Origin of the sequence: Maritimibacter sp. DP1N21-5, assembly GCF_019218295.1 — a bacterium.
In the GTDB taxonomy this organism is placed as follows: Bacteria; Pseudomonadota; Alphaproteobacteria; order Rhodobacterales; family Rhodobacteraceae; genus Maritimibacter.
On sequence record NZ_JAHUZF010000006.1, the window covers coordinates 1,765,382 to 1,790,438 of the forward strand.

General features: G+C 64.5%; 26 protein-coding genes. 16 read left to right on the plus strand and 10 right to left on the minus strand.

Translation table 11 applies throughout. The features are described from left to right. Window positions 1-4: 4 nt before the first annotated feature. Window positions 5-196 carry a hypothetical protein gene (locus KJP29_RS16370; RefSeq protein WP_218465010.1) on the minus strand — a complete coding sequence of 64 codons (192 nt, stop codon included), beginning with the start codon at window positions 194-196 and terminating at the stop codon, window positions 5-7. A 78-nt stretch (window positions 197-274) separates the two neighbouring features. Then, entirely contained in the window at window positions 275-1,063 is a 789-nt protein-coding gene (locus KJP29_RS16375; protein ID WP_218464584.1) for an inositol monophosphatase family protein, read from the minus strand. Window positions 1,064-1,170: 107 nt separating this feature from the next. Between KJP29_RS16375 and KJP29_RS16380 the strand changes: the two genes are divergently transcribed. After that, a complete protein-coding gene (locus KJP29_RS16380) occupies window positions 1,171-2,178 on the plus strand; it encodes a TIGR00341 family protein (protein ID WP_218464585.1) in 1,008 nt (335 codons plus the stop codon). Between the two features lie 30 nt (window positions 2,179-2,208). On the opposite strand, the gene KJP29_RS16385 is transcribed toward KJP29_RS16380, so the two are convergent. Then, window positions 2,209-3,120 carry a LysR family transcriptional regulator gene (locus tag KJP29_RS16385; protein WP_218464586.1) on the minus strand — a complete coding sequence of 304 codons (912 nt, stop codon included), beginning with the start codon at window positions 3,118-3,120 and terminating at the stop codon, window positions 2,209-2,211. Window positions 3,121-3,216: 96 nt separating this feature from the next. On the opposite strand from KJP29_RS16385, the gene metF reads away from it, so the two are divergent. Both metF and KJP29_RS16395 read left to right on the plus strand, forming a co-directional pair. After that, the gene (gene metF / locus KJP29_RS16390) at window positions 3,217-4,083 is read left to right on the plus strand and encodes a methylenetetrahydrofolate reductase [NAD(P)H] (protein WP_218464587.1); all 867 of its coding nucleotides are present in this window, start codon (window positions 3,217-3,219) and stop codon (window positions 4,081-4,083) included. A gap of 91 nt (window positions 4,084-4,174) precedes the next feature. Then, window positions 4,175-5,587 carry an NAD-dependent succinate-semialdehyde dehydrogenase gene (locus tag KJP29_RS16395; protein ID WP_218464588.1) on the plus strand — a complete coding sequence of 471 codons (1,413 nt, stop codon included), beginning with the start codon at window positions 4,175-4,177 and terminating at the stop codon, window positions 5,585-5,587. A 109-nt stretch (window positions 5,588-5,696) separates the two neighbouring features. On the opposite strand, the gene KJP29_RS16400 is transcribed toward KJP29_RS16395, so the two are convergent. Beyond that, window positions 5,697-6,344 carry a DUF2161 domain-containing phosphodiesterase gene (locus tag KJP29_RS16400; protein ID WP_218464589.1) on the minus strand — a complete coding sequence of 216 codons (648 nt, stop codon included), beginning with the start codon at window positions 6,342-6,344 and terminating at the stop codon, window positions 5,697-5,699. Window positions 6,345-6,457: 113 nt separating this feature from the next. Here KJP29_RS16400 and KJP29_RS16405 point away from each other — a divergent pair, with 113 nt between their 5' ends. After that, window positions 6,458-7,378: a manganese-dependent inorganic pyrophosphatase gene (locus tag KJP29_RS16405; RefSeq protein ID WP_218464590.1), complete on the plus strand. Its 921-nt coding sequence runs from the start codon at window positions 6,458-6,460 to the stop codon at window positions 7,376-7,378. A 70-nt stretch (window positions 7,379-7,448) separates the two neighbouring features. Here the strand turns inward: KJP29_RS16405 and KJP29_RS16410 are convergent, their stop codons facing one another. After that, window positions 7,449-7,859, minus strand: a complete 411-nt coding sequence (locus tag KJP29_RS16410; protein WP_218464591.1) for a rhodanese-like domain-containing protein — start codon at window positions 7,857-7,859, stop codon at window positions 7,449-7,451. Between the two features lie 124 nt (window positions 7,860-7,983). Between KJP29_RS16410 and KJP29_RS16415 the strand changes: the two genes are divergently transcribed. The 3 genes from KJP29_RS16415 to KJP29_RS16425 all read left to right on the plus strand — a co-directional run bounded on the left by KJP29_RS16415 (window position 7,984) and on the right by KJP29_RS16425 (window position 9,768). Continuing rightward, window positions 7,984-8,856 (plus strand): TIGR01459 family HAD-type hydrolase, encoded by an 873-nt coding sequence (locus KJP29_RS16415; protein WP_218464592.1) that lies wholly within the window; start codon window positions 7,984-7,986, stop codon window positions 8,854-8,856. A 104-nt stretch (window positions 8,857-8,960) separates the two neighbouring features. After that, entirely contained in the window at window positions 8,961-9,404 is a 444-nt protein-coding gene (locus KJP29_RS16420) for a MaoC family dehydratase (protein WP_218464593.1), read from the plus strand. Between the two features lie 31 nt (window positions 9,405-9,435). Beyond that, the gene (locus KJP29_RS16425) at window positions 9,436-9,768 is read left to right on the plus strand and encodes a DUF1992 domain-containing protein (protein ID WP_218464594.1); all 333 of its coding nucleotides are present in this window, start codon (window positions 9,436-9,438) and stop codon (window positions 9,766-9,768) included. On the opposite strand, the gene KJP29_RS16430 is transcribed toward KJP29_RS16425, so the two are convergent. Then, a complete protein-coding gene (locus tag KJP29_RS16430; RefSeq protein WP_218464595.1) occupies window positions 9,765-10,907 on the minus strand; it encodes a hypothetical protein in 1,143 nt (380 codons plus the stop codon). The genes KJP29_RS16425 and KJP29_RS16430 overlap by 4 nt on opposite strands. A gap of 103 nt (window positions 10,908-11,010) precedes the next feature. Here KJP29_RS16430 and KJP29_RS16435 point away from each other — a divergent pair, with 103 nt between their 5' ends. Next, window positions 11,011-12,138, plus strand: a complete 1,128-nt coding sequence (locus KJP29_RS16435) for a pyridoxal phosphate-dependent aminotransferase (RefSeq protein ID WP_218464596.1) — start codon at window positions 11,011-11,013, stop codon at window positions 12,136-12,138. Further along, window positions 12,131-12,553 carry an SH3 domain-containing protein gene (locus tag KJP29_RS16440; protein WP_218464597.1) on the plus strand — a complete coding sequence of 141 codons (423 nt, stop codon included), beginning with the start codon at window positions 12,131-12,133 and terminating at the stop codon, window positions 12,551-12,553. The genes KJP29_RS16435 and KJP29_RS16440 overlap by 8 nt, the downstream gene beginning before the upstream one ends. Before the next feature lie 3 nt (window positions 12,554-12,556). On the opposite strand, the gene KJP29_RS16445 is transcribed toward KJP29_RS16440, so the two are convergent. From KJP29_RS16445 to KJP29_RS16455, 3 genes are all read right to left on the minus strand, one after another. Continuing rightward, window positions 12,557-13,861 carry an FAD-binding oxidoreductase gene (locus tag KJP29_RS16445; protein ID WP_218464598.1) on the minus strand — a complete coding sequence of 435 codons (1,305 nt, stop codon included), beginning with the start codon at window positions 13,859-13,861 and terminating at the stop codon, window positions 12,557-12,559. A gap of 11 nt (window positions 13,862-13,872) precedes the next feature. Further along, window positions 13,873-15,270 (minus strand): aspartate aminotransferase family protein, encoded by a 1,398-nt coding sequence (locus KJP29_RS16450; protein ID WP_218464599.1) that lies wholly within the window; start codon window positions 15,268-15,270, stop codon window positions 13,873-13,875. 118 nt (window positions 15,271-15,388) lie between these two features. Next, window positions 15,389-16,048: a GntR family transcriptional regulator gene (locus tag KJP29_RS16455; RefSeq protein ID WP_218464600.1), complete on the minus strand. Its 660-nt coding sequence runs from the start codon at window positions 16,046-16,048 to the stop codon at window positions 15,389-15,391. Window positions 16,049-16,372: 324 nt separating this feature from the next. Between KJP29_RS16455 and KJP29_RS16460 the strand changes: the two genes are divergently transcribed. From KJP29_RS16460 to KJP29_RS16490, 7 genes are all read left to right on the plus strand, one after another. Next, window positions 16,373-17,455, plus strand: coding sequence for a polyamine ABC transporter substrate-binding protein (locus KJP29_RS16460; RefSeq protein ID WP_218464601.1), 1,083 nt, complete (start codon window positions 16,373-16,375; stop codon window positions 17,453-17,455). A gap of 69 nt (window positions 17,456-17,524) precedes the next feature. Beyond that, a complete protein-coding gene (locus tag KJP29_RS16465; protein WP_218464992.1) occupies window positions 17,525-18,682 on the plus strand; it encodes an ABC transporter ATP-binding protein in 1,158 nt (385 codons plus the stop codon). Further along, window positions 18,679-19,569: an ABC transporter permease subunit gene (locus tag KJP29_RS16470; protein WP_218464602.1), complete on the plus strand. Its 891-nt coding sequence runs from the start codon at window positions 18,679-18,681 to the stop codon at window positions 19,567-19,569. The genes KJP29_RS16465 and KJP29_RS16470 overlap by 4 nt, the downstream gene beginning before the upstream one ends. Then, window positions 19,566-20,375 carry an ABC transporter permease gene (locus KJP29_RS16475; protein ID WP_218464603.1) on the plus strand — a complete coding sequence of 270 codons (810 nt, stop codon included), beginning with the start codon at window positions 19,566-19,568 and terminating at the stop codon, window positions 20,373-20,375. Before KJP29_RS16470 ends, KJP29_RS16475 begins: the two co-directional genes overlap by 4 nt. Beyond that, a complete protein-coding gene (locus tag KJP29_RS16480) occupies window positions 20,375-21,730 on the plus strand; it encodes a glutamine synthetase family protein (protein WP_218464604.1) in 1,356 nt (451 codons plus the stop codon). Before KJP29_RS16475 ends, KJP29_RS16480 begins: the two co-directional genes overlap by 1 nt. Before the next feature lie 6 nt (window positions 21,731-21,736). After that, complete coding sequence (locus KJP29_RS16485) at window positions 21,737-23,050, plus strand: FAD-binding oxidoreductase (protein WP_218464605.1); 1,314 nt, start codon at window positions 21,737-21,739, stop codon at window positions 23,048-23,050. A 195-nt stretch (window positions 23,051-23,245) separates the two neighbouring features. Next, window positions 23,246-23,743 carry a hypothetical protein gene (locus KJP29_RS16490; RefSeq protein WP_218464606.1) on the plus strand — a complete coding sequence of 166 codons (498 nt, stop codon included), beginning with the start codon at window positions 23,246-23,248 and terminating at the stop codon, window positions 23,741-23,743. A 645-nt stretch (window positions 23,744-24,388) separates the two neighbouring features. Here KJP29_RS16490 and KJP29_RS16495 read toward each other — a convergent pair. Next, window positions 24,389-25,045: a sulfotransferase family 2 domain-containing protein gene (locus KJP29_RS16495; RefSeq protein ID WP_218464607.1), complete on the minus strand. Its 657-nt coding sequence runs from the start codon at window positions 25,043-25,045 to the stop codon at window positions 24,389-24,391. Window positions 25,046-25,057: the final 12 nt, after the last annotated feature.

Consider the following 25,057-nt stretch of genomic DNA (forward strand, 5'->3'; position numbering starts at 1 on the left):
GACGCTAGTTCGCGCCGACCGGCCGGTTCGCGACCACGGAGGATGCCTTGTCGGCGAGCGAGGGAACCGAACTCGTCACCGTGAACCCGGCGGCGATGCCCATGAAGATGATCGCTGCCGTGAGCACGACCCAGTCGACCGTGACGGCCCCGCTCTCGTCCCGCGCAAAGGCGGTCATCCGTGATCTAAACGCCATCGCGTCCTCCATGCATTGCAGGAGGAGTGCCAGCGGAACCCGGCCAATTTGCGGCACATGCGTGCCGAAAGCGTGAAATCAGCCGCGAATGATCTTTGCGAACTTGTCGAAGACCTGCTCGTTCGAGGCGACGATCTCGCCCGAGATGAGCGGGTCCTCACCCTGCGTCAACCCTTCGACCAGCCCTCCGGCTTCCTTGACGATCAGAAGCCCCGCCGCGAGGTCCCAGGGGTTCAGCCGCCGTTCCCAGAAACCTTCGTACCGCCCCGCCGCCACGTAAGCGAGGTCGAGCGCCGCCGCCCCCCAGCGCCGGACACCGGCACAGGTCGGCATGATCCGGGCGAGGTCCTGAAGCGTCTGCGGCAGATCGGCTCGCCCACCGAAGGGGACCCCCGTCGCGAAGATCGACTGGATCAGTTCACGCCGCCCCGACACGCGCAGGCGTTGCTTGTCATTGAGCCAGGATCCGGCGCCCTTTTCGGCAAAGAACATCTCGTCCTTTGCCGGGTCGTAAACGACGCCCGCGACGATCTCGCCCTTGTGTTCGAGCGCGATGGACACCGCCCAGTGCGGCAGGCCGTGCAGAAAGTTCGTGGTGCCGTCGAGCGGATCGACGATCCAGCGCCGGGTCGGATCCTTGCCCTCTTCGCCGCCGCCCTCTTCGCCCAGCCAGCCGTAGTTGGGGCGCGCTTCCATCAGTTCGGCCTTGATGATCTCCTCGGCGGCGAGGTCGGCCTTGGACACGAAATCACCCGCGCCTTTCATCGACACCTGAAGGTTCTCGACCTCGCGGAAATCCTTGACCAGCGACCGGCCCGCCTTGCGCGCGGCCTTGATCATGACATTGAGGTTGGCGCTGCCTTGCATGGTATCGGCTCCGGTGGGGCGTTCGGGGATCAGATCGGGCCTATACCCGCCAAGCCCCCGCTTGCCAAGGGCTTGCGCCCAATCAGGTGCGCGGTCACTGTCGCCTCATGTCGCTGCGCCAGATCCTCGTCACCGCCCCTGCCGCCACGCTGCCCTACCTGACCCGGGCGGTCGAGGCCGAGGGCGCGGTCGAGATGCGCGTCCTCTCCACCGCCCGGCCCGAAGGCGATGCGCTCGTCCTGATCCTCGCCGCCGAGGACAACCGTCAGGCGCTCCTCGACCGGATGCAGGCCGTCTTCGGCCCCGAGAACGAAGGCGACTGGCGCATCACCCTCCTGCCCGTGGAAGCCACGATTCCGCGGATCGAGGACGAGAAGCCCGAACGTCGCGAGATCGCCGCCACGGGGCTCACGCGCGAAGAGATCTACGATCAGGTCTGGAAGAATGCCCGGGTCGACCGGAACTACATCGTCTTCGTCGTGCTCTCTACGGTGGTCGCGGCCCTCGGGCTCCTGTCCGACAACGTGGCCGTCGTCGTCGGCGCCATGGTCATCGCGCCCCTTCTGGGGCCGAACCTCGCCCTCGCGGTTGGCATCGCCTTGGGCGACGGCGCGCTCATGGGCCGGGCGCTGCGCACGAACCTCGCCGGGGTCGTGGTGGCCCTGGGCCTTTCGATCCTGATCGGACTTCTCGCGACGCCCGCTTTCACGTCGCAGGAACTCATGTCGCGCGCCGAGGTGGGCTTTGACGGCATGGCCATTGCGCTCGCCTCCGGGGCGGCCGCCGCGCTGTCGCTTGTCACCGGCATTTCCTCGGCCCTCGTCGGTGTCATGGTCGCCGTCGCGCTCTTGCCGCCCACCGCTGCCGTCGGCATGTTCATCGGCTTTTCGCGCCCCGACCTCGCCCTCGGCGCTGCGACGCTTCTTGCCGTGAACGTGGTCTGCGTGAACCTCGCGGCACAGGGGATCATGTTCACCCGGGGCATCACGCCCCGCACCTTCTATGAAAAGAAATCGGCTGCCCGCGCCCGCATCGTCTCGGCCGCGATCACGCTCGCTCTCCTCGCCGCGCTCGCCGGCCTCGTCTACTGGCGGCTCCTGCATCCGACGGCCTGAGCGGCTCTGTGGTGCGGTCCGGATCGGGGATCACCCCATCTGCCGCTGCAACTTCACAGGCTCGGTGCGCGCGAGCCGCATCATGTGGGCGATGTAAGGTTTCGCCACGTCTTCGTCCCGCGTCGCCGCATGCATCCTCTTGGTCAGGCCCCTTTCGGTGATCGGCAGGATCACATAGTCCGGGTTCGTCCGGTATTTCCCGAGCACCCAGTCGGGCAGCACCGTGACGCCCCGCCCTGCGGCGACCAGCATGAGGATCACCTCGGTCAGTTCGACCGCACGCGTGCCGCGCGGCTCGACCCGCGCGGGTGTGAGGAGCTGGGTGAAGATGTCGAGCTTCGCGCGCTCCACCGGATAGTGAAGCAGGATCTCGTCGGCGAAATCCTCTGCCTCGATCCATTCGTGACCGGCAAGCCGATGTCCCTTGGGACACACGAACTTGGGCTCGTAGTCGAAGAGCGGCGTGAAGGTGACGCCGGGGAGCGACACGGGGTCCGAGGAAATGACGAAGTCTACCTCTTCGCGCCTGAGCGCCTCCATCGCGTCGAAAGCGAGCCGCATGCGGATGTCCACATCCACATTGGGCCAGACGGCGCGGAACCCGTCGAGGACGGGGAAGAGCCAGTCGAAGCAGGCGTGACATTCGATCGCGATATGCATGCGGCCGGAGCGCCCGGACTGCATGGCGCGAAACTCCTCTTCGACCCGAGAAACCTCCGGCAGGATCGTCTCGGCCAGGCGCAGGAGTTTCTGACCGGCGGGAGAGAGTTTCATCGGCTTCGACCGGCGCAGGAAGAGCTCCATCCCCACCTGCTCCTCCAGCCCCTTCACCTGATGGGACAGCGCCGATTGCGTGATGTGAAGCATGTCGGCCGCACGGGCGAGGCCCCCGGCCTCGTGGATGGCGCGGATCGTGCGAAGGTGGCGGAATTCCAGATACATCTTGAGCAGCCCTCATAATCTTCCTGAATATTATGAATTTGTCTCAGGTGATGGAAGCCCCTAGCTTGAGATCAACAGCAGATATGGAATCTCGTCATGACCACGCCTCGCATCAGCTTTGAATTCTTCCCGCCGCAGAACATCGAAGGCGCCTTCCGGCTGGCCGATACGGTGCGCGAACTGTCGCCCCTCGACCCGACCTTCGTGTCGGTGACCTATGGTGCAGGTGGCACGACGCGGGAGCTGACCCACGACGCCGTGGGCACCATCCACCGCCGTTACGGGCTCAACGTGGCCGCGCATCTGACCTGCGTGAACGCCACAAGAGAAGAAACCCTGGAGATCGCGCATCAATATGCCGAGGCTGGCGTGACCGAGATCGTCGCGCTACGGGGCGACCCGCCCAAGGGCGCCGACCGGTTCACCGCCTATCAGAACGGGTTCGCCAATTCGGTCGAACTGATCGAGGCGCTGGCCGAGACCGGCAAATTCAACATCCGCGTCGGCGCCTACCCCGACCCGCATCCGGATGCTGGCCACGCCGATGCCGACGTCGAATGGCTCAAGCGCAAGATAGACGCGGGCGCGTCCTCGGCGATCACCCAGTTCTTCTTCGAGGCCGAGACCTTCTTCCGCTTCCGCGACAAATGCGAGAAAGCCGGCATCGACGCCCCGATCATCCCCGGCATCCTGCCGATCCAGTCGTGGTCGGGCGTCAAGAAATTCGCGAAAGCCTGCGGCGCGCCGGTGCCGGTCTGGCTCGACGAGGCCTATGAGCGGGCGATCCGCGACGGTCGCGAAGAACTGCTCTCGATCTCCCTCGCCACAGAACTCTGCAGCGAGTTGATCGACGGCGGGGTCGAGGATCTTCATTTCTACACGCTCAACAAGACCGACATCACCCGCGACATCGTTCACGCGCTGGGCGTGACCCCTCGGGTGTCACTGGCGCAAGTGGCGTAAGACCGCCCCTCGCGAAATCGGGACCGCCGCCTTCGGAACGCAGGGCGGCGGTCTTTCGTTGTCCCCACCAATGCCGCGCCCGTCGCGGCGAATGCATTGGAAAGGACACGCCGTGAAAGACAGCGTCGACGAAAGCCAGATCACCACGATCAACCCCTACACCGCCAAGCCGATCAAGTCCTACGACCTCATGAGCCGGGACGAGGCCTTCGCCGCCGCGGAGCGGTGCCACGAAGCGTTCCTCGACTGGCGCGGGGTCAGCTTGCAGGAGCGCGCGCGGATCATCGGCCAGATCGGCGAGAAACTGATCGAGAAATCCGACGACTTCTCGGCGCTCATGACCGAAGAGACCGGCAAGCTCCTGAAAGACGGAAAAACCGAGGTTCAGCTCTGCGCCGGGATCTGCAAATGGACCGCCGAGGCAGGACCCAAGGAGCTCGCGGACGAGACCCGCGACGTCGAGAATGGCGAGAAAGGCCATATTGCCTACAGCCCCATCGGCGTGATCTATGGCATCCAGCCGTGGAATTTCCCCGCCTATCAGGCGATCCGCTACACCATCGCGAACCTCATGGCGGGGAACGGCGTGCTCCTGAAACACGCGGCGAGTTGCACCGGCGCTGGGCTTTTCCTGCGCGACCTGATGGAAGAGGCCGGGCTTCCCAAGCACCTTTTCACCGTGTTGGTGATCGACCACGACATCTCGGACGAGGTGATCGCGCACGACAAGGTGCGCGGCGTGACCCTGACCGGGTCCTCGGACGCCGGGCGCCATGTGGCGGCCAAGGCGGGTGCGGCGCTCAAGAAGACGGTTATGGAGCTTGGCTCGAACGACGCCTATCTCGTGCTGTCGGACGCGGACCTCGACCTCGCGGTGAAGACCTGTGTGATGGGCCGGATCTACAACAACGGCCAGACCTGCGTGAACGCGAAACGCTTCGTGGTGGTCGATGCGGTCTATGACGACTTCATTGCGGCCTATGTGAAGGAGATGTCCGACATCGAGATGGGCGATCCTTCGGACAAGGCCACCAAGCTTGGCCCGATGTCACGCAAAGAGCTGCGCGACAAGCTCCACGACCAGGTCTGGAAGTCCATCGCCAAGGGCGCGAAGCTTTCCTGTGGCGGTCACATCCCGGACCGGCGCGGGGCCTTCTACCCGGCGACGGTGCTCGAGGACGTGGCGCCGGGCCAGCCCGCCTATGACGAAGAGCTCTTCGGCCCGGTGGCGAGCGTCATCCGCGCCAAGGACGACGAAGACGCGATGCGGATCGCCAACGATTCGAAGTTCGGTCTGGGCGGTGGCATCTTCTCTCGCGACGTGGAGCGGGCCGTGACGCTTGCAAGGGATGAGTTCGACACCGGAATGGTCTTCGTGAACGGATTCAACGTGGCGACGCCGAACATGCCCTTCGGCGGGGTCAAGAATTCTGGCTACGGGCGCGAGCACGGTGGCTTCGGCATGAAGGAATTCGTGAACGTGAAGACGATCATCGAGAACTGAAGGCTTGCGCCGGCTGGCGCCGTCGCGGGGGTAGCCGGCTGCGCCGGCTCTGGAGGGCCAGCCCTCCAGACCTCCCGGGATATTTCCGGACCAGAGAAGGAAGGGCCGGTCAGAGGTTGGCGCGTCCCGTCGGGGTCAGGTCGTAAAGACCCTTGTCCACGCGGGCGAACCAGCCAAGATGGTTCACATACATGATCCGCGTGGCGTTCGTGACACCGGTGTCACGGGCGATAACCGCGCCCTTCGAAGGGCCATTCGCGGCAAGATGTGCGGCAATCTTCGCGCAATCCTGTTTCCAGGCGGTGACGATCTGGCCCCGGGTGCCGCCCAGGTTGGGGTCGCCCTCGCGACGTGAGAACTCCGACAGGAGCCGCGCCTTGCGACTTGCAGACTTGCGCGGGACGAAGGGCGCCGGGTCGCAGTGAACCTGCACGACGCCGTCGGCCGCGCGCACGGAAAGGACGCCAAGGCCCAGGCGCCGGCAGAGCCCGATGTTGCCCTTGAACGCTTTCCACCCGGACTTGCCGGACCAACGCGGCACGGCGACATAGACGTAGTCCGTCACGGCCTGCCGCGCCACCGCCTGTTGCAGGAGCGTAAGGGAGAAGCCCGCCTTCAGTTCCACGACGACTGGATCGCTGCCTTCGCGGCAGGCAACGACGTCCGCCGGGCCGATTTCCGATTTCACTTCGTATCCGAGACCCTCGAGCCACCTCTTCACGGGCGGGTAGAGGTCGGTTTCTGCCGATCTTGCCATGCCGCATCCTAGCCCGCTTCTCGCAGGCGACAAAGGGGGGCGTGACAAGCCAGAGCGCCCTCCCTATAAGACGCGCGATCTTGCAACAGCACTTGAACCTCCGAGGGACGCCCATGACCACGCTCGTATTCGGCCATAAATCACCCGACACCGACTCCACCGGTTCGCCGCTCATCTGGGCGTGGTACCTGAACGAGGTGAAGGGCGTCGAAGCCAAGGCGGTCCTGCTGGGCGAACCCAACACCGAAGCCGCCTTCGTGCTCAAGCGTTGGGGGCAAGAGAAGCCCGAGATCATTTCCGAGATCGCGGCCGGCCAGCGCTGCGTCATCGTGGACACCAACAACCCCGCCGAACTTCCCGCCGCGATCAACGACGCCAACGTCGTGCAGATCATCGACCACCACAAGCTGGTGGGCGGGCTGGAAACCAAGGGGCCGATCGACATCACCATCCGCCCGCTCGCCTGCACGGCGACGATCATGTACGACCTCATGGGCGACGACACCGCGAAGATGACGGACGACATCAAGGCGCTTGCGCTGTCGTGCATCCTGTCGGACACGCTCGAATTCCGCTCGCCCACGACGACCGAGCACGACGTCGAGGTGGCCAAGACGCTCGCGCGTGAATTGGGCGTGTCGATCCCGGACTATGCCGCCGAGATGTTCGCCGCCAAATCGGACGTGAGCGCCTTCTCGGATGCCGAGCTTCTGCGCATGGACTCCAAGGAATACGAAGTGGGCGGCAAGAGCTTCCGCGTGTCGGTGCTGGAAACCACCGCACCGGGGATCGTGCTCGACCGAAAGGACAGCCTCATGGCCTCGATGGTCGGCGTGGCCGAAGAAGACGGTGTGGATCAGGTGCTTCTCTTCATCGTGGACATCCTGAACGAGGAAGCGACGCTTCTGGTGCCCAACGACCTCGTGAAATCCGTGGCCGAGAAGAGCTTTGCCACCGCCGTGTCGGGCGACACGGTCGTGCTGCCGGGGATCATGTCCCGGAAGAAGCAGATCATCCCGAACCTCGCGCTCTGAGCGCCGTGCGATGCATACAAAAGGGCGGCTCTCGGGCCGCCCTTTTCGTTTTGCGCGCGTGATGGCCCCGTCAGGACGGCGCGACCGGGCGGTATCCTCTGGCGATCAACGCTTTCATGCCGCCCTCTACGCTGGTGATCGGATTGTCGATCAGGGGTGCAAGGGCGCTGGCGGCGGCGCGGGTGCGGTTGCCGGACCGGCACACGAGGACCAGGTCCTGCCCGGGCGCAAGGTGGGCGCGGATCTGCGCAAGAAAGCTTTGCGGATCATCGAAGGTGACGAGCCGCGCGCCGTCGATCACGCCGGTTTCGACCCATTCGGACGGCGTGCGGATGTCGACGACAAGCGCCTCGCGCGACTGCATCTCTTCCACGGTCAGGAACCGCTGATCGAACTCCGGAGCGCCGCGGGTCACGGCGAGGGCGCCGCCCGCCACGACGGTGGCAACGGTAAGGACAAGGACGAGGCGGCGGGCGGGCATCTGATGTCTCCTGATATAAATTCCATTTTTCGTATATGTCGGCGCCCGCGACGCCGCAAGTCGTTTCGGGCTGGTCCCCCTGCCCTGATCCGCTATCCATGGCGCGACAGGAACAGGAGCCGCCATGACCCGCATCGTCGAAAGCCTTGCCGAAATCGCCGCGCCTTATGACGCGCTCTTTTGCGACCTCTGGGGCTGCGTTCACGATGGGCACTCACCCTTTCCCGAAGCGGTGGCCGCCCTTCAGGCGTTTCGCGCCGCGGGAAAGCAGGTGATCCTCGTCACCAACGCGCCGCGCCACCGCACAAGCGTCGAGCGGCAACTGGCCAAGATGGGATTGCCGACCGACACCTGGGACGCCATCGCCACCTCCGGCGACGCGGCGCGCGCGGCAATGTTCACCGGGGCGGTGGGCGAGAAGATCTGGTTCATGGGCGAGCCGCACGACCGGAGTTTCTTCGACCCATTGAAGATCATCGAAAATCCCGTGGCCGTCCGCGAAGTGCCCCTGGAAGAGGCAGATGGGATCGTCTGTTGCGGACCCTTCGACCCCATGGCGGACCCGACCGACCTTCGTCCGGCGCTCCTGCTCGCCAAGGAGAAGGGCCTGCCACTCCTCTGTGCGAACCCCGACATCGTGGTGGACCGGGGCGACACGCGGGAGTGGTGCGCAGGCGCGGTGGCAGCGCTTTATGCCGGGATGGGGGGCGAGAGCCTTTACTTCGGCAAGCCGCATCCGCCCATCTATGACCTGGCGCGCCGGCGGCTTGCGGCGCTGGGGACCCTGCCTCCGGACAGCCGGATCCTCGCCGTGGGCGACGGGATCCTGACCGACATCAAGGGGGCCCTGGGCGAGGATATCGATTCTCTCTTCATCACCGGGGGGCTTGCGCGGGAGGAGACCGGGACGACGCGGCAGCCCGTGGCAGAAAAGCTCGACGCCTATGTTTCCAAGGAGATGATCGCGCCGACCTATGCCATCGGCTATCTGCGATAGGACCAATTGCCCCTTGATTTCTGCACCTGCAAAGTAATATTATTGCGGCAAGGCGACAGGAAACCGCAATTTATTACCCACCGGATCGCAGGAGCGAGGAGCCAATGTTGGACAATTTCCCCCGAGGCACGATCTGCATCGAGGATCTTGAGATCGGCATGCAGCGCCACCTCACCAAGGAGGTGACCGACCGCGACATCGAGCTTTTCGCCGAGGTATCCACCGACCGGAACCCGGTGCATCTGGACGAGGCCTATGCGCAGGACACGATCTTCGAGGGACGTATCGCCCATGGGATGCTGACCGCGGGGCTGATCTCGGCGGTCATCGGCGAACAGCTTCCGGGACATGGCACGATCTACATGGGCCAGAACCTCAAGTTCCTCGCCCCCGTGCGGCCGGGCGACGTGGTGCGCGCGGAAGTGACGGTGATGGAGATCGACCACGCGAAACGCCGGGTGCTCCTCAAGACGGAATGCCTTGTCGCAGGCAAACCCGTGCTCAAGGGCGAAGCCACCGTGCTCGCCCCGTCCAAGAAATTCGACTGACGTCACGGGTCGGTCGTGCAATAATCGTGCCATGGTTCGATCCTGGCACAGACTCACGGAACATCAGATCAGGAAGGCGGAGCTGGAAGGACAGTTTCGCGATCTTCCGGGTGCCGGCAAACCGCTGCCGGCGCATCCGGAGGAAGCGCTCGTCGATACCGGGACCGCCGTCGGCCACCGGATCATGGCCGAGGCCGGCGCCCTGCCCGAAGAGATCAAGCTGAAGAAGGCCGTCGACGCGGCCAAGGCAGCGTGGCAGGCGGCAGAGGACCCGGCAGAGAAGGCGCGCCTTATGGCCGTGCTGGCCGAGCTCCAGATGAAATACGAGATCGCGCGAGAGGCCCGGCGCAAGTTCCTGCGCTAGAAGCTGTAGCCGAGCGTCATCTTGACATGCGGCGTTACGCGCCCGTTGTGCACCGACATGAGCGGATCGGGGATGACGGCGGTGTCGAGCGACCAGCCATCGCGTTCGTAGCCAATCCCGAAGCCGGGCACCACCGGTGGCAGGTTGAAAGCAATGTTGTTGGTGAACTGCATCTGGAGCGGACGCCAGACCCCGGCCCTGAGTTTCCAATGGTCCTTCACCGTCGCCTCGGCACCCAGATGAAGGGTGCCGACCTGCATGGTGGAGGTCCCATAGGTGCCGCGCACAAGCTGGTATCCGGCGGCGAGGCGGAGCCAGTCGGTGGGCGTCGCGGCAACCTCGATCCCGAACTTGAAGGGAAGCGAGGTGCGCCCGGTCCCGGTGCGGGTCCCGAGGGCGTCGGTGACGACCGCGTCGTAGAGGATCTCGGCCTGGATATCCTGCACCGTCGCCGCGATCGTCCAGCGGTCGTTGAACCGGTAACTCGCTCCGAGACCCAGCGTCCAGGCATAGGCGTGATAGCTTTTCACCTCGTAGCCGTTCGAGGTCGCGTGTACGCCGCAGGAGTTCGTGCGGCAATCAATCCGGTCGAGCGTGACCCCCAGCGCGAAACCGGGTAACGCGTCGTGGCTCATGCCCATGGCGAAGCGCCAGACCAGCGTCTTGGAGTCGATGTCCCCGTCGTAGGTGCCCGAAATGCCGGGCAGGAGCAGGCGCAGAAAGGCGCTTTGCGCCTCGCCGGCCTTGAATGGGCCGGAGGACCGGACGTGGACTCGCGTATAGCGCGCGATGCCGAGGGTCGCCTTGAGCCCGCTCTCGCCTGCAAACCAGAGAGGCAGCGTGCCCCCGGCGAAGTTGAAGGGACGAAGGTTCTGGTTGGCCTGACGGTCGATGGCGAGCATGGGCCGGTCGAGACCGGCGAGGAGCGCGGGGTTGTAGAAGATCGCGGTGGGATCATCCGCGCTCGCGGTGCCGGTGCCACCCATGCTTGCCGCCCGTGCGCCCAGAACGAGCGTCGTGTCTGTGCCCTCGGACTGAAAGCTGCGGGCCTGCGCGTGGGCAGGATCAGGCAGAGCCGAGACCAGCGCAGAGATCAGGATGATCAGCGGGGCCAGCGGGCGCCAAGAGATGAATGACATGCAGGACGCCCTGTTTCAAATGCCGTGCATCATATCGTGCGGGTCGGTCCGGGAAAGCGCGGAGCCTCTTGTCGTGCCTCGTCGCATCCACGATCATGCAGAAATGACACAGAGTTCCGGCCCCCGCGGCCCCCGCTACACCGATCTTGCCGCCTCGCTTCCCGCGTCGGTCCCTTTCGTCGGGCCCGAGACGCAGGAACGCGAGCGCGGCCGGCCCTTCCGTGCCCGGCTCGGCGCCAACGAGAGCCTCTTCGGCCCCTCCCCGCACGCCGTGACCGCCATGGCGGAGACGGCGCAGGAGACCTGGAAATACGGCGACGCACAGAGCTGGGACCTGCGGGTGGCGCTGGCCGAACGTCTTGGCGTCGGCATGGACAACATCATGGTCGGGGAAGGCATCGACGGGCTTCTGGGCTATCTCGTGCGGCTGGTGGTCGGGCCGGGGGACCGGGTCGTAACCTCGCTGGGGGCCTATCCGACGTTCAACTACCATGTCGCCGGGTTTGGAGGCGAGTTGGTCACCGTGCCCTACCGCGACGACCACGAAGACCCCGTCGCGCTGCTGGACAAGGCGCGGGACGTCGGCGCGAAGCTCGTCTATCTCGCGAATCCGGACAACCCGATGGGCACATGGCACGAGGCCGAGGTGATCCAGCGCATGATCGAGGCAATACCGGAGGGAACGCTTCTGGTGCTTGACGAGGCTTATCTCGAATTCGCGCCCGAAGGCGTCGCACCGGCTCTCGACGTGACCGACCCGCGCGTGATCCGCATGCGAACGTTTTCCAAGGCCTACGGGCTCGCGGGCGCGCGGGTGGGCTATGCCATCGGAACCGCCGACCTGATCTCGGCCTTCAACAAGGTGCGCAATCATTTCGGGATGGCGCGGATCAGCCAGGCAGGCGCGCTCGCCGCGCTTCAGGACGAGGACTATCTCGCCGAAGTGCAGGCCAAGGTGGCCGTCGCGCGCGGACGGATCGCCGAGATCGCGGCCGAGAACGGGCTCAGTTCCCTCCCCTCGGCCACGAACTTCGTGGCCATCGACTGCGGCGCGGACGGCGACTTCGCGCGACGGGTTCTGGGCGAACTGATCAAGCGCGACGTCTTCGTGCGGATGCCCTTCGCACCGCCACAGGATCGCTGCATCCGGGTCTCGGTAGGACACCCCGAAGACCTCGACGTATTCGCGAGCGCCTTGCCCGAAGCTGTCGCTGCTGCCCGTGATGGTTGAAAAAGACAAGGCAGACGCGCCTGCACCCGGCAACCCTGTTACCGAATACGCGAAAAGTGCAAGAGCTGCGCGGCACCTGATCGTCACCAGCGACTGGGTGGGCAGTTACACCGACCCGATCCGCTTCACCTCGGGCACGCCCATCGACCTGACCGGGCGAGAGGATATCTGGCACGGCCACCGCTGGCTCTGGGCCATCGCCGAGGGGCGTGAGGGCTGGGTCCCGGACGGGGTCGTGGCCTTCGTCGATCGCACACCCTATGCGCTCCATGACTATTCAGCCGCGGAACTGACCTGTTCGGTGGGCGACATGCTGACTGCCATTGAACGGACGCATGGCTGGACCCTGTGCCGCAGCAGCGAAGGCGAGACGGGCTGGGTGCCGGATGGGCACCTCGAGTTTCCGGAGACCTGACGGCTAGAGCCGATCCCGGATGGAATACCAGAGCATCGCGGCGGCCAGCAGCGGCGTGCGGAGCGCCGCGCCACCCGGAAAACGCGGAGTCGGCACGCTGGCCATGAGGTCGAAGCGCCCCGCCTGCCCCGCGACCATCTCGGCCATGACCTTGCCCGCCATGGTGCCGAGCGCGACGCCCTGCCCCGAGTAACCGGAAATGTCGTAGACCTTGGACGACAGCCGCGCCACATGCGGCAGGCGGCTCATCGTGATGCCGAGCGTCCCGCCCCAGGCGTAGTCGATCCGGGCGTCGCGCAGTTGCGGAAAGATCTCGACCATGGGTTTGCCTGCCTTGGCCGCGATGTCGGCGGGGAACTTGTAGCCGTAGCTTTCGCCACCTCCGAACAGCATCCGCTTGTCCGCGGAAAGGCGGAAGTAGTTGATGACGAATTTGCTGTCGGCCACGGCATGGTTGCCAGGCAGCAGTTCGTCCGCGAGCGACCCCAGCGGCTCGGTCGCCACGATGAAATTGTTGATCGGCATGACGCGGGCAGCCGTGCGCGGCTCGGCGTTCCCGAGATAGCCGTTGGTGGCCCAGAGGACGTGGTCGGCCTTTATCGTCGCGCGGTCGGTCTTCACCGTCACGCGGGGCCCTTCCGTCACGCTCGTCACGCGGCTTGTCTCGTAGATCCTTGCCCCTGCGGTGAGCGCGCCGCGCGCCAGCCCCAGCGCGTGTTTCAGCGGGTGGATATGGCCCGACGCCATGTCGATGAGCCCGCCGTGATAGGCGTCGGAAGCACAAAGCGCGCGCAGCTCCTCACGGCTCAGCGCCCGCATGGAGGTATGGCCATATTCCTCCTGCATCTTGCGGACATAGGCATGGGTATGATCCACGAAGCCTGGTTTGTGGTCGGCATGGATCACGCCCGGCACCCATTCGGCGCCACCCGCGTGTTCATTGGCCAGCGCGCGGGTCAGGTCGACCGCCTCGCAGCCGATGTCCCAGAGCGCCCGCGCCCGTTCTATGCCCACAAGTTTCTCCAGCGCGTCTTGTTCGATCCGTTGACCGACAGAGACCTGTCCGCCATTGCGCCCCGACGCGCCGAAGCCGACGCGGGACGCCTCAAGAAGGACCACGTTCAATCCGGCTTGCGCCAAATGGAGCGCAGAGGAGAGCCCGGTAAACCCGCCGCCGATCACCACGACATCGGCCGAAAGCTCCCCCTCGACCGGGTCCATCTGCGGCAGGAGATCGACCGTCGCCGCATAGTAAGAGGCCGGGTATGCACCCGGCCTGTCGTTCGCTGTGAGAATGTCGAGCGCCATCAGTCAGCCATTCAGTCGGCGGTTTCCAGCAGCCCCGCGTTCTTGACGTTCGTGTAGGCTTCGTCGAGCGACTTCACGGCCCGCTCGAAAAGCACATCCACATCGGATTTCTGCATCACGAGCGGCGGAGCAACGATCATGCGGTCGTAGACATGGCGCATGATGAGGTTGTTCTTGAAGCACCGCTCGCGGGTCATGAGGCCGACGGTGCCGGGCTTGGACTTGAAGGGCTTACGCGTCGATTTGTCAGCGGTAAGCGCGAGCGAGGCCATCATCCCGACGAGGGTCGTCTCGCCCACGAAGGGGTGGTCGGCGAGCTGGTGCCACTTCTCGGCGAGATAGGGCCCGACCTCGTTCTTGACGTGGCCGACGACGTTCTCTTCCTCGATGATGCGCAGATTCTCGAGCGCCACCGCACAGGCCACCGGATGGCCGGAATAGGTGTAACCGTGGTTGAAGTCGTCGCGCCCGATGACCTCGGCCACTTTGTCCGACACGATCGACGCGCCCAGCGGGATGTAGCCCGAGGTGATACCCTTGGCGACGGTCATGATGTCGGGCTGGATGTCGTAATACTCGGACCCGAACCATTCGCCGGTGCGGCCAAAGCCGGTGATGACCTCGTCCGCGATAAGGAGGATGTCCCGCTCGTCACAGATGCGCTTGATCTCGGGCCAGTAGGTCGAGGGCGGGATGATCACGCCGCCCGCGCCCTGGATGGGCTCCGCGATGAAGGCCGCGACCTTGTCCTCGCCCAATTCGTCGATCTTCTGCTCAAGCTCGCGGGCGCGCATGATGCCGAAGTCCTCGGGGCTCATGTCACCGCCTTCGAGATACCAGTAGGGCTGGCCGATGTGGTGGATGCCGGGGATCGGCAGACCGCCCTGCGAGTGGATCGACGCCATGCCGCCCAGGCTTCCCGACCCCATCGAGGTCCCGTGGTAGGCATTCTTGCGGCTGATCACGTTGAACTTTTTGGGCTTTCCCAGCGCGGCCCAGTAGGCGCGAACCATGCGCAGGTTGGTGTCGTTCGCCTCGGACCCACCGGATGCGTAGAAGACGTGGTTCAGGTCACCCGGCGCAAGCTCGGCCAGCTTCTGCGACAAGGCGATCGCGGGCACATGCGAGGACATGAAGAAGGTGTTGTAGTAGGGCAGTTCCTTCATCTGGCGCGCCGCCACCTCGGCCAGCTCGTCGCGTCCGTAGCCGATGTTCACGCACCAGAGCCCCGCCATCGCGTCGAGGATGCTTTCGCCTTCGCTGTCGGTCAGCGTCACGCCGTCGGCCCGCGTGATGATCCGCGCGCCGTGCTCGCCCAGCGCCTTGTTGGCCGAAAACGGGTGCATGTGGTGCGCCGCGTCGATGGCCTGAAGCTCGGCGGTAGGCATGTGATTCGTGATCTTGTTCATAGGGAGCCTCCCAGAGGGGCGTTTGCGAAGGTGATGCGCCGCCCGGTCGAATTTGCGCCTCACAATATGATCAAAAATGCGCGTGTCAACGCAAGCTGTCCGGTGTCGCGGCGGAAGCTCAGGCGCCAACGGCGGCGAGTGAGGACTGGACCTGCCGGATCCCCTGTTCGATATCCGCCCGGATCGCGAGCGCCACGGCATCGGCATCGCCCGCCCGCATCGCGGCCAGCGCTTCCTGATGCTGGTCGGGCAGATTAGCGGTGCCGGCGCGGCCCAGCATGACGCGCAGCGACGGCCCGGTGCGCAGCCAGAGCATGTTGGAAATCGACATGAGCACCGGCGCGTTCGCGAGTTCGTAAAGGCGCACATGGAAGTGGCGGTTGCTTTCGAGGTACCCGCGCACATCTCCCTGCGCGATGGCGTCATCCACCTTTGCGTCAAGGCTTTCGAGCGCCGCGATGCGACCCGCGTCGAGGTTCGGCACTGCGCGGCGGGCAAGCTCCGGCTCTACCGCAAGACGGGCGAAGGCCAGTTCGCCATAGGTCGCGGCATCCATGTTGGGCACGCTCACCCGGCGGTTGCCCTTGAATTCCAGCGCCCCTTCCGAGGTCAGCCGCCGGATCGCCTCGCGCACCGGGGTCATGCCGAGGCCCAACAGATCGACGAGGCCCTGTATCGTCACCGGCTGGCCGGGGGCGAGTTCTCCGTTCAGGATCATGTCACGAAGCGCGCGGTAGGCGCGTTCATGGTCTGGCAGTTTTGACAAGGCGCGGTTCATCAATCACTTTCTCGGCGGACGCCGGAAACGGCAGCCCGGCGACACTCCGGCACAATAAACACCCCGCATCCATTTGATCAAATGCTTTGCGGAACTCTGGGCCGCTGGATTGTCGACATGGTCGCATCGCCCGAAAGTGACCCACTCGGTTGACCCTAGGGAACCGTGCTCAAAATTGAGGCGTTGCTCAATCAATGGGCCAAATCGACCTGTTCGGAGGGAGATTGCCCATTGCTTGGGTCAGATCGTTTTGATCAAATACCCCCGACGGGAGGTGACTCCCGCAATGAAAAGACACGCCTAAGAACCAACAGGAAGGCAAACATGAAACTCAGAACCCTGCTTCTTGCAGCGACCGCGATGGGCGCACAGGCCGCAATGGCCGACGAAGTGCGCGTCTACAACTGGTCGGACTACATCGACGAAGAGCTTCTCACGAAGTTCGAGGAAGAGACCGGTATCGACCTGATCTACGACGTGTTCGATTCGAATGAATTGCTCGAAACCAAGATGCTTGCCGGCGGGTCCGGCTATGACGTGGTGGTGCCGACCGGCACCTTCCTCCAGCGTCAGATTTCGGCCGGGGCCTTCCAGAAGCTCGATCAATCGAAGCTTCCCAACATCGACAACATGTGGGACGTGATCGAGCAGCGCACCGCGCAGTACGATCCTGGCAACGAATACTCGATCAACTACATGTGGGGCACCACCGGCATCGGTGCGAACGTCGGCAAGGTCCAGGAAGTGCTGGGCGAAGACGCGCCGCTAGACAGCCTCGAGCTGATCTTCAACCCCGAGAACATGGAAAAGCTCGCCTCTTGCGGCGTCATGGTGCTCGACGCGCCGACCGAGATGATCCCGGCCGCGCTGACCTATATCGGGGAAGACCCGGACTCCAAGGACCCCGAGGTTCTGGCCAAGGTGGAAGACGTCTTCGGTGCCGTCGCCCCCTACATCCAGAAATTCCATTCGTCGGAATATATCGAGGCGTTGGCCAACGGCGACATCTGCGTGGCCTTCGGCTGGTCCGGCGACATCCTCCAGGCCCGTGACCGTGCCGCCGAGGCCGACAACGGCAATGAGATCGTCTACAACGCCCCGAAAGAGGGCGCGCTGATGTGGTTCGACCAGATGGCCATTCCGGTCGATGCGCCGAACCCCGACGCCGCGCATACTTTCCTGAACTTCATCATGGATGCGCAGAACATGGCGGCAGCGTCGAACTACGTCTACTACGCCAACGGCAACGAGGCCTCGCAGGAGCTTCTGAACGAGGACGTGATCGGCGACACCGCGATCTACCCGGACCAGGCGACGCTCGACAATCTCTACACCGTGACGCCCTACGATGCTCAGGTGCAGCGGACCGTCACGCGCCTTTGGACCAAGATCAAGTCGGGCACCTGATCCGACAGTCTTCCCCCCGCGCGGATCCACCGCGCGGGGTTTCGCCTCTCCGGGACAGTGTGGGTGACCATGGCCGAAAAACCGATCAAGAAGCCGGCGACCAAAGTGTTCGCCCCGTGGGACGATCCCACCGCGACACCGCTTATCCAGTTCAAGAACGTCACCAAGCGCTTCGGCACTTTCACGGCGATCGACGACCAGACCATCGACATCTACGAACGCGAATTCTTTGCCCTGCTGGGCCCCTCGGGCTGCGGCAAGACGACGATGATGCGGATGCTCGCGGGCTTCGAGACGCCGACCGAGGGCACCATCACCATCGGCGGACAGGACATGGCCCATGTGCCGCCGAACAAGCGGGCCGTGAACATGATGTTCCAGTCCTACGCGCTCTTTCCGCATCTGTCGGTCTGGGACAACATCGCCTTCGGGCTCAAACGCGGCGAGCCGATGGACAAGGACGCCATCGCTGCCCGCGTGGACCAGATGCTCAAGCTCACCCATCTGGAACAATTCGCACGGCGCAAGCCGCACCAGATTTCCGGCGGCCAACGCCAGCGCGTCGCGCTGGCACGGTCGCTTGCCAAGGCCCCTAAACTCCTCCTCCTCGACGAACCGCTCGGCGCGCTCGACAAGAAGCTGCGCGAGGAAACCCAGTTCGAGCTGATGGACATTCAGGAGAAGACCGGCACCACCTTCGTCATCGTGACCCACGACCAGGAAGAGGCGATGACGGTCGCCTCCCGCGTGGCGGTGATGGACCACGGCAAGATCATCCAGGTCGACACCCCCGCGCGAATTTATGAAGCACCCGAAAGCGTTTACGTGGCGGACTTCATCGGGGACGTGAATCTGATCGAAGGCACGGCGAAGAAGGTCGGGCCCGAGGCCTACGAGATCTCCTACGCCGAAGGCGTGCCGCCCATCGAAGTGACCGAATGCGCGCGCGCCTTCTCGGACGGCGACAAGGTGACCTTCGCGATCCGGCCCGAGAAACTCCTGGTCTCGGAAACCGCGCCCGACGACCGCGCCAATGCCATGGAAGGCAAGATCATCGACATCGGCTATCTGGGCAATATCTCGACCTACCATGTCGAGCTTCCCAACGGCCAGATGATCAAGGCCGCGATGACCAACGCGACCCGGATCGATCGCCGGTCCTTCACCTGGGACGATACCGTCTGGGTCAGCTTCCGGTCTTCAGCCGGCGTGGTGCTTGCCGAATGAGACGCGCGGCCCTCATCCTCCTGCCCTATTCGTGGCTGCTCGCGCTTTTCCTGATCCCCTTCCTGATCGTCCTCAAGATCTCGGTCTCGGACACGGCGCTCGCCATACCGCCCTATACCCCGACGCTCGACCTGTCGGAGGGCTGGGCCGGACTGAAGGCCTTCTTTGCGCAGCTCGACTTTGACAACTTCCGCTTCCTCGCGACCGATGATCTTTACTGGAAGGCCTATCTTTCGTCGCTGAAGATCGCGGTGACCTCGACCTTCCTGACGCTGCTCGTCGCCTATCCCATCGCTTATGGCATGGCGCGCGCGCCGGACGAATGGCGTCCGACGCTCATGATGCTCGTCATCCTGCCCTTTTGGTCGTCCTTTCTGATCCGGGTCTATTCCTGGAAGGCGATCCTCGCGCAGGAGGGGCTTCTGAACCAGTTCCTCATGTGGATCGGCGTCATTGACACGCCGCTCATGATCCTCAACACCACGACGGCGGTCTATATCGGCATCGTCTATACCTACCTGCCCTTCATGATCCTGCCGATCTACGCAGGTCTCGAGCGGCTCGACGGCTCGCTCCTCGAAGCGGCCGAGGACCTTGGCTGCACGCGGTTGCAGGCCTTCTGGCTCGTCACCTTCCCGCTCTCGCGGGGCGGAATCATCGCAGGCTGTTTCCTCGTCTTCATTCCGGTTATGGGCGAATTCGTGATCCCGGCGCTTCTGGGCGGGTCGGATACGCTGATGATCGGCAAGGTGCTCTGGGAGGAGTTCTTCTCGAACCGCGACTGGCCGGTGGCCTCCGCGGTGGCGGTGATCCTGCTCCTGCTCCTGATCGTGCCCATCGTGCTTTACCTGCGGAACGAGGAAAAACAGCGGGAGGCGGGCGCATGAGACGGATTTCCTGGTTCAATGCGACGTCGCTGACAGTGGGGTTCGCCTTCCTCTACCTCCCCATGGTCATCCTCGTGATCTACTCGTTCAACGAGTCGCGTCTGGTGACCGTCTGGGCGGGCTTCTCGACCAAGTGGTATGGCGAGCTTCTGCGCAACGAGGCCTTCCTCGACGCGGCCTGGGTAACGCTGCGGGTGGCTGTCGTCTCCTCGACCCTCGCCACGATCCTCGGAACGGCCGCCGCCTATGTGCTCATCCGGGCCGGGCGGTTCCCGGGTCGCACGCTCTTCTCGGGCATGATGTATGCCCCGCTCGTCATGCCCGACGTGATCCTTGGCCTGTCGCTTCTGCTTCTGTTCATCTCGATCGGGCTCGACCGCGGCATGGTGACGATCATCCTGGCGCATACGACCTTCTGCATGGCCTATGTCGCGGTCGTCGTGTCCTCGCGGCTCGCCACCTTCGACCAGTCGCTCGAGGAAGCCGCGCTCGATCTCGGCTGCACGCCCTGGGACGCGTTCCGTTCGGTTACGCTTCCCATCATCGCCCCCGCCGTCATATCGGGTTGGCTGCTGGGCTTCACCCTGTCGCTCGACGACCTCGTGATCGCCAGCTTCACCTCGGGCCCGTCCTCCACGACGTTGCCCATCAAGATCTTCTCGGCGGTCCGCCTTGGCGTCAGCCCCGAGATCAACGCGCTGTCCTCGATCCTGATCGGGATGGTAACGATCGGCGTCATAACCTTCTCGATCTCGTCCAAACGGGCGATCGTGCGCCGTCAGAAAGAAGAAAATCAGGCCAACTGATGAAAGATTTCATGGAAGAATACGCCGCCTTCTGCGACCAGCATGGGCGGCCCGAGCGGGTCGAGTTGATGATGTGCGACATCAATGCGATCCTGCGTGGCAAATGGCTCCCCGGCGATGACGAGGAAAAGATCGCCAAGGGTGGCGTTCGGATGCCGCTGTCGACCTATGCCCCCAACATCCTCGGCGAGGAAGTTGAGGCCACGGGTCTGGGCATTGCCATCGGGGACCCCGACGGAAACCTCATTCCGGTGCCGGGGTCTTTGCGCCCGGTGCCTTGGGCTTCGGCCTCGGGCGGATCGGTGGCCCAGGTCCTGTGCGAGATGCACGACGACACGGACGAGGTCGCGCCCTACTCTCCCCGCCGTCAGCTCCAGCATGTGCTGGAACGATTCCACGAGCGGGGTCTCAATCCCGTGGTCGCGACCGAGCTCGAGTTCTATCTCTACAAGCCGCGCGAGGATCAGAACGACGCGCCGATGCCGCCGGACCGCTCGCCCACCGCGCAGAACTTCGACCTCGAGGTGCTCGACCGGACGCAGGCGATCCTCGACGGGATCCTCGATGCCGCCTGGGATCAGTCGATGACCCCCGACACGCTCATCGCGGAATACGGGCCGGGTCAATTCGAGGTGAACTTCCACCACACCGACGACGTGATGGCCGCCGCCGACGACGCGCTCTATTTCCGCCGCCTCGTGCGCGGTGTGGCCCGCAAGCACGGGATGAGCGCGACCTTCATGGCGAAACCCTATGCCGATTATCCCGGCAACGGGATGCATGTCCACGTGTCGGTCCTGGACACGGAAGGGCGCAATATCTTCGACGCGGGCACGGACGAACCCTCGGCCACGCTCAAACAAGCGGTCGCGGGCACGCTCGACACGATGGACGATCTGCAGGCGATCTTCGCACCGCATATGAACAGCTACCGCCGGTTCCAGCGCGGCAGTTTCGCGCCCCATACGCCCGACTGGGGCTGGGACAACCGCGCCGCCGCCGTGCGCCTGCCCGAGGTCTCTGGCCCCGGCGCACGCCTTGAACACCGGATCGCGGGGGCCGATGCCAACCCTTACCTCGCCATCGCGGGGGTTCTGGGGGGCATGATCTATGGTCTCGACAACCCCGATCTGCCACTGGTCGCACCACTCGAGGAAATGAACGGCGAGTTCTCGGACCCGCTGACGTCCGACTGGTTCACCGCGGTCGAATGTTTCGCCGAGAGCGAGATCGCGCGCGACATGTTCATGCCGGGATACCGCGACATCTATGCCGCTGTGCGGCGGGATGAGATTTCCCAGCTCACCACGGCGATTTCGCAGATCGAGTATCGCACCTACCTCGGGCGGCTCTGAAGGCCCATGACCCGGCTTTATGAACCTTTCGCCTATAGCGACGGGCCGCGCGCGGCCTGCGCGTGGTCCTTGTCGGAGGGCTGGTCGCCCCTTGCCGGCGAAGCGGAGGTCGAGGTCGCGGTGATCGGCGGCGGCTTCACGGGACTGTCTGCGGCCTTGCATCTGGCGCAGGCGGGTGTGTCAGTCGCGGTGCTGGAGGCGAAGGTGCCAGGCTGGGGTGCCTCGGGGCGCAATGGCGGCTTCTGCTGCATGGGCGGCGCCAAGGTGGACCACGCGACGCTGGCGCGACGGCATGGCCTGGGCGAGGCCGACGCGTTTCTGCGCGCGGAACTCGAGGCGATCCGGCTGGTCGAGGATCTGATCGCTACGCATGGGATCGAGGTGTCGCGCCATTCCGACGGCGAGATGCAACTGGCCCATAACGCGCGGGAAGCTGCGGCGTTCGAGCATGAGGTTTCGACGCTGGCCCGCTTGGGTGTCGAGTCCGAACGCCTGTCGCCGGATGCGCTTCGAGAGCGTGGGCTGAACATGACCGGAAGCCATGGAGGACTGCACGTCAAGACGGGCTTCGCGCTCGACCCCGGTCGCTATGTCGCCGGTCTCGCCCGGGCCGCGCGGGATGCGGGCGCGAAGGTCCATGCGCAAACGCCCGTCACGGCCCTGAAGCCTGGCGGCGCGGGCTGGCATCTGGCTACGCCCCGAGGTGAGGTCACGGCGAAGCAGGTCATTCTCGCCACCAATGGCTATTCCGATGACGCCCTGCCCGGCTGGATGGCGGGCCGCTATCTTCCAGTGCAATCGAGCGCGCTCATGACCCGGCCCCTGACCGATGAGGAACAGAGGGCGCAGGGCTGGACGTCAGACCTGATGGCCTATGACACCCGGATCCTCCTGCATTATTTCCGAAAGCTTCCCGACGGACGGTTCCTTTTCGGGATGCGCGGGGGCATCCGGTCGAGCCGGGCAGCAGAGGCCGCGACGCGCGGCCGCCTGATCCGGCATTTCCACCGTCTCTTCCCGGCATGGCGGGATGTGGAGGTGGCCCGAAGCTGGTCGGGTCTCGCTTGCCTCTCCCCCGGGTTCACGCCCTATGTGGGGCCGGTGCCAGAGATGGACGGCGTCTTCGCGGCCTATGCCTACCACGGCAACGGGGTGGCGATGGGGACCTATTCCGGGCGCCTTGCCGCGCGGCTCGCCCTTGGCGAGGATCAGCGTCCGACCGTGATCGCCACGCCTCCGGGCAGGTTCCCGTTCGGGCGTTTCCGGCGCGTGCTGCTGGCCGGTGCCTACGCGGGCTATACGCTGAAAGACGCGCTCTAACCGTCCGCCGACCTGTGCCATGGTGCGGAATTAACACGCAAACCTGCGAAATCTGCTTGCGGCACACGCAAAACGGAACCGCACGCCCTGTTCACGCTTTTTTCTTTTGATCAAATTTCGAACGCCATTAACCTTTTACACAGGGTCCGGGCGCAGACTGATCCGGGCCGAAGGCAAGAAACTGGAGGGCATGCGATGCAGGACCATCTTGTCGCCGCTGCCGACGAACTTGTCGGCGATGGCATCCGGGACACCGGGATACCGCTTACGGACAATCTGCGGCACTACGCGGCGATCACGCTTGCCCGTTACATGCGCGAACATCTGTCGATGGATCGGCTCACGATCCGGGTGGTGGACGCGATGGACCGACGCGCGGACCATGCGGAGCTGCGTGGGCTGGCGGATGCCTGTCTCATCGCCTGTTCGATCTTCGAGGCTCGGCTCCGGCGGGCGGGCGGCTCGATGCGACATTACTCCGGGCTCGGGCAGACCGCCTATGATGCGGCCTATATGACCGAACAGGCCTGGTCCTTCCCGCATATGCGCGACGTGCTGGCGGCCGCGACCGGCCATGCGCCCGAAGGGATGCGCGCGCTTATCGACACGGCACGCTCGGGGTCGACCAAGGCGGCCGAAACGCTGGCTGAAGAGGGGATCATCGCCTTTCCATCGCAACGGTTCATCCATTAGGGACACCTGATATGGGTCCCTGAAAATGAGGAGCCCCGTCCGGCAAGGGGGGGCGGACGGGGCTCAATTTCGCGCTGGTGAGTTTGGGGGGCAAGCAACGCGAAACTATTTCATTCCGGATTGCGGCGCGCGCTTGGGATGCAAACATGCGCGCGCGCCGCGGCCCTTCAGGTGGCGGGAACTCTCCCCCCCTCCTCCTTTCGGGCATCTTTGGCGATGGCATCGGCAGGGAAATGCGCCATGTCGCCGGGACGAGGGTCAAGGGGGTCGCGCAGGCTGGCAATCGGTGTTCGCGTGATCGCAACGACGGCCGGAAGGGCCTTGTCGAACGTCAGGACACTGTCCACAACCGCGACCGCTTGCACGGACCGCCAGCCTTTCGTGACGGCCACGTCGCCTCGGCCCGACCTCAAGTCGGCCATCCGATGTGCGGCGCGCACACGTCGCTTGTCGAGCAGACCAGGCATTCACACTCCCCCAGGCGTTCGATCCGACCGGTTGAGGTGGCAGCCCGCCGCGGTCGTAGGATCATCTGAGGAAGGCGGAGCGGAGAAACTCGGGCATGAATGAGGCGATTACGCGGCACTGTCGGGGCTTTGCAAACAATTGCCGTGGTTCGATGTTACTGTTTCGCGGCCAGCAACTTCAGGTCGGGTCGAAGCTGTATCCGAACCGCGCAATGTCCGATTCGCAGGCGCGCGCGACGGCCCCGGCCTCGTCCGGACCATAGTAGCTGCGATAGTCTCGGGAACGATTCGACGCGTTTTCATGCGCCGGGGGACCAAGCTTGCAGCCAAGCCGCGCCTCCACCATCTCGAGGTCCTCACCCAGTTGCTCCAGCCGCAGGAAATGATCCGCCCGTTCGATGCCGTCCCGGTCGGTCACATATCGGGTGTAGGGATTGTTCGCGACGGAACCGAGGATCGTCGGGTCCGTGACGAAGCCCTTGAAATCGAGCGCCTTGGCGCGGTCGACGGCCGGATGGTCGAAGTCCTGCACGCGAAGCCAGTGGTAATAGCTCACCATCCGGTCCCAGGGATTGCGCACGAGCGTAAAGACGAAGAAATCCTCGATCTCGGCCTGAGTCACCAGCCCATAAAGATCGGTGAGCCTCGAGTGTTTCCACAGCCGCCCCGAGGTCTCGACATCCTTGACCCGCCCGCGCCGCTTGAGCGCCTTTGGCGTGTCGCCCAGCAGGATATCATCCTTCATCGCCTTCGCCTCGAGCATGAGCGCGAGGCTCGTGCCGCCGGTCTTGGGCGCATGGACGAAGATATAGCGGCGGCCACGGGAGATGATCATGCCGCGACCCTA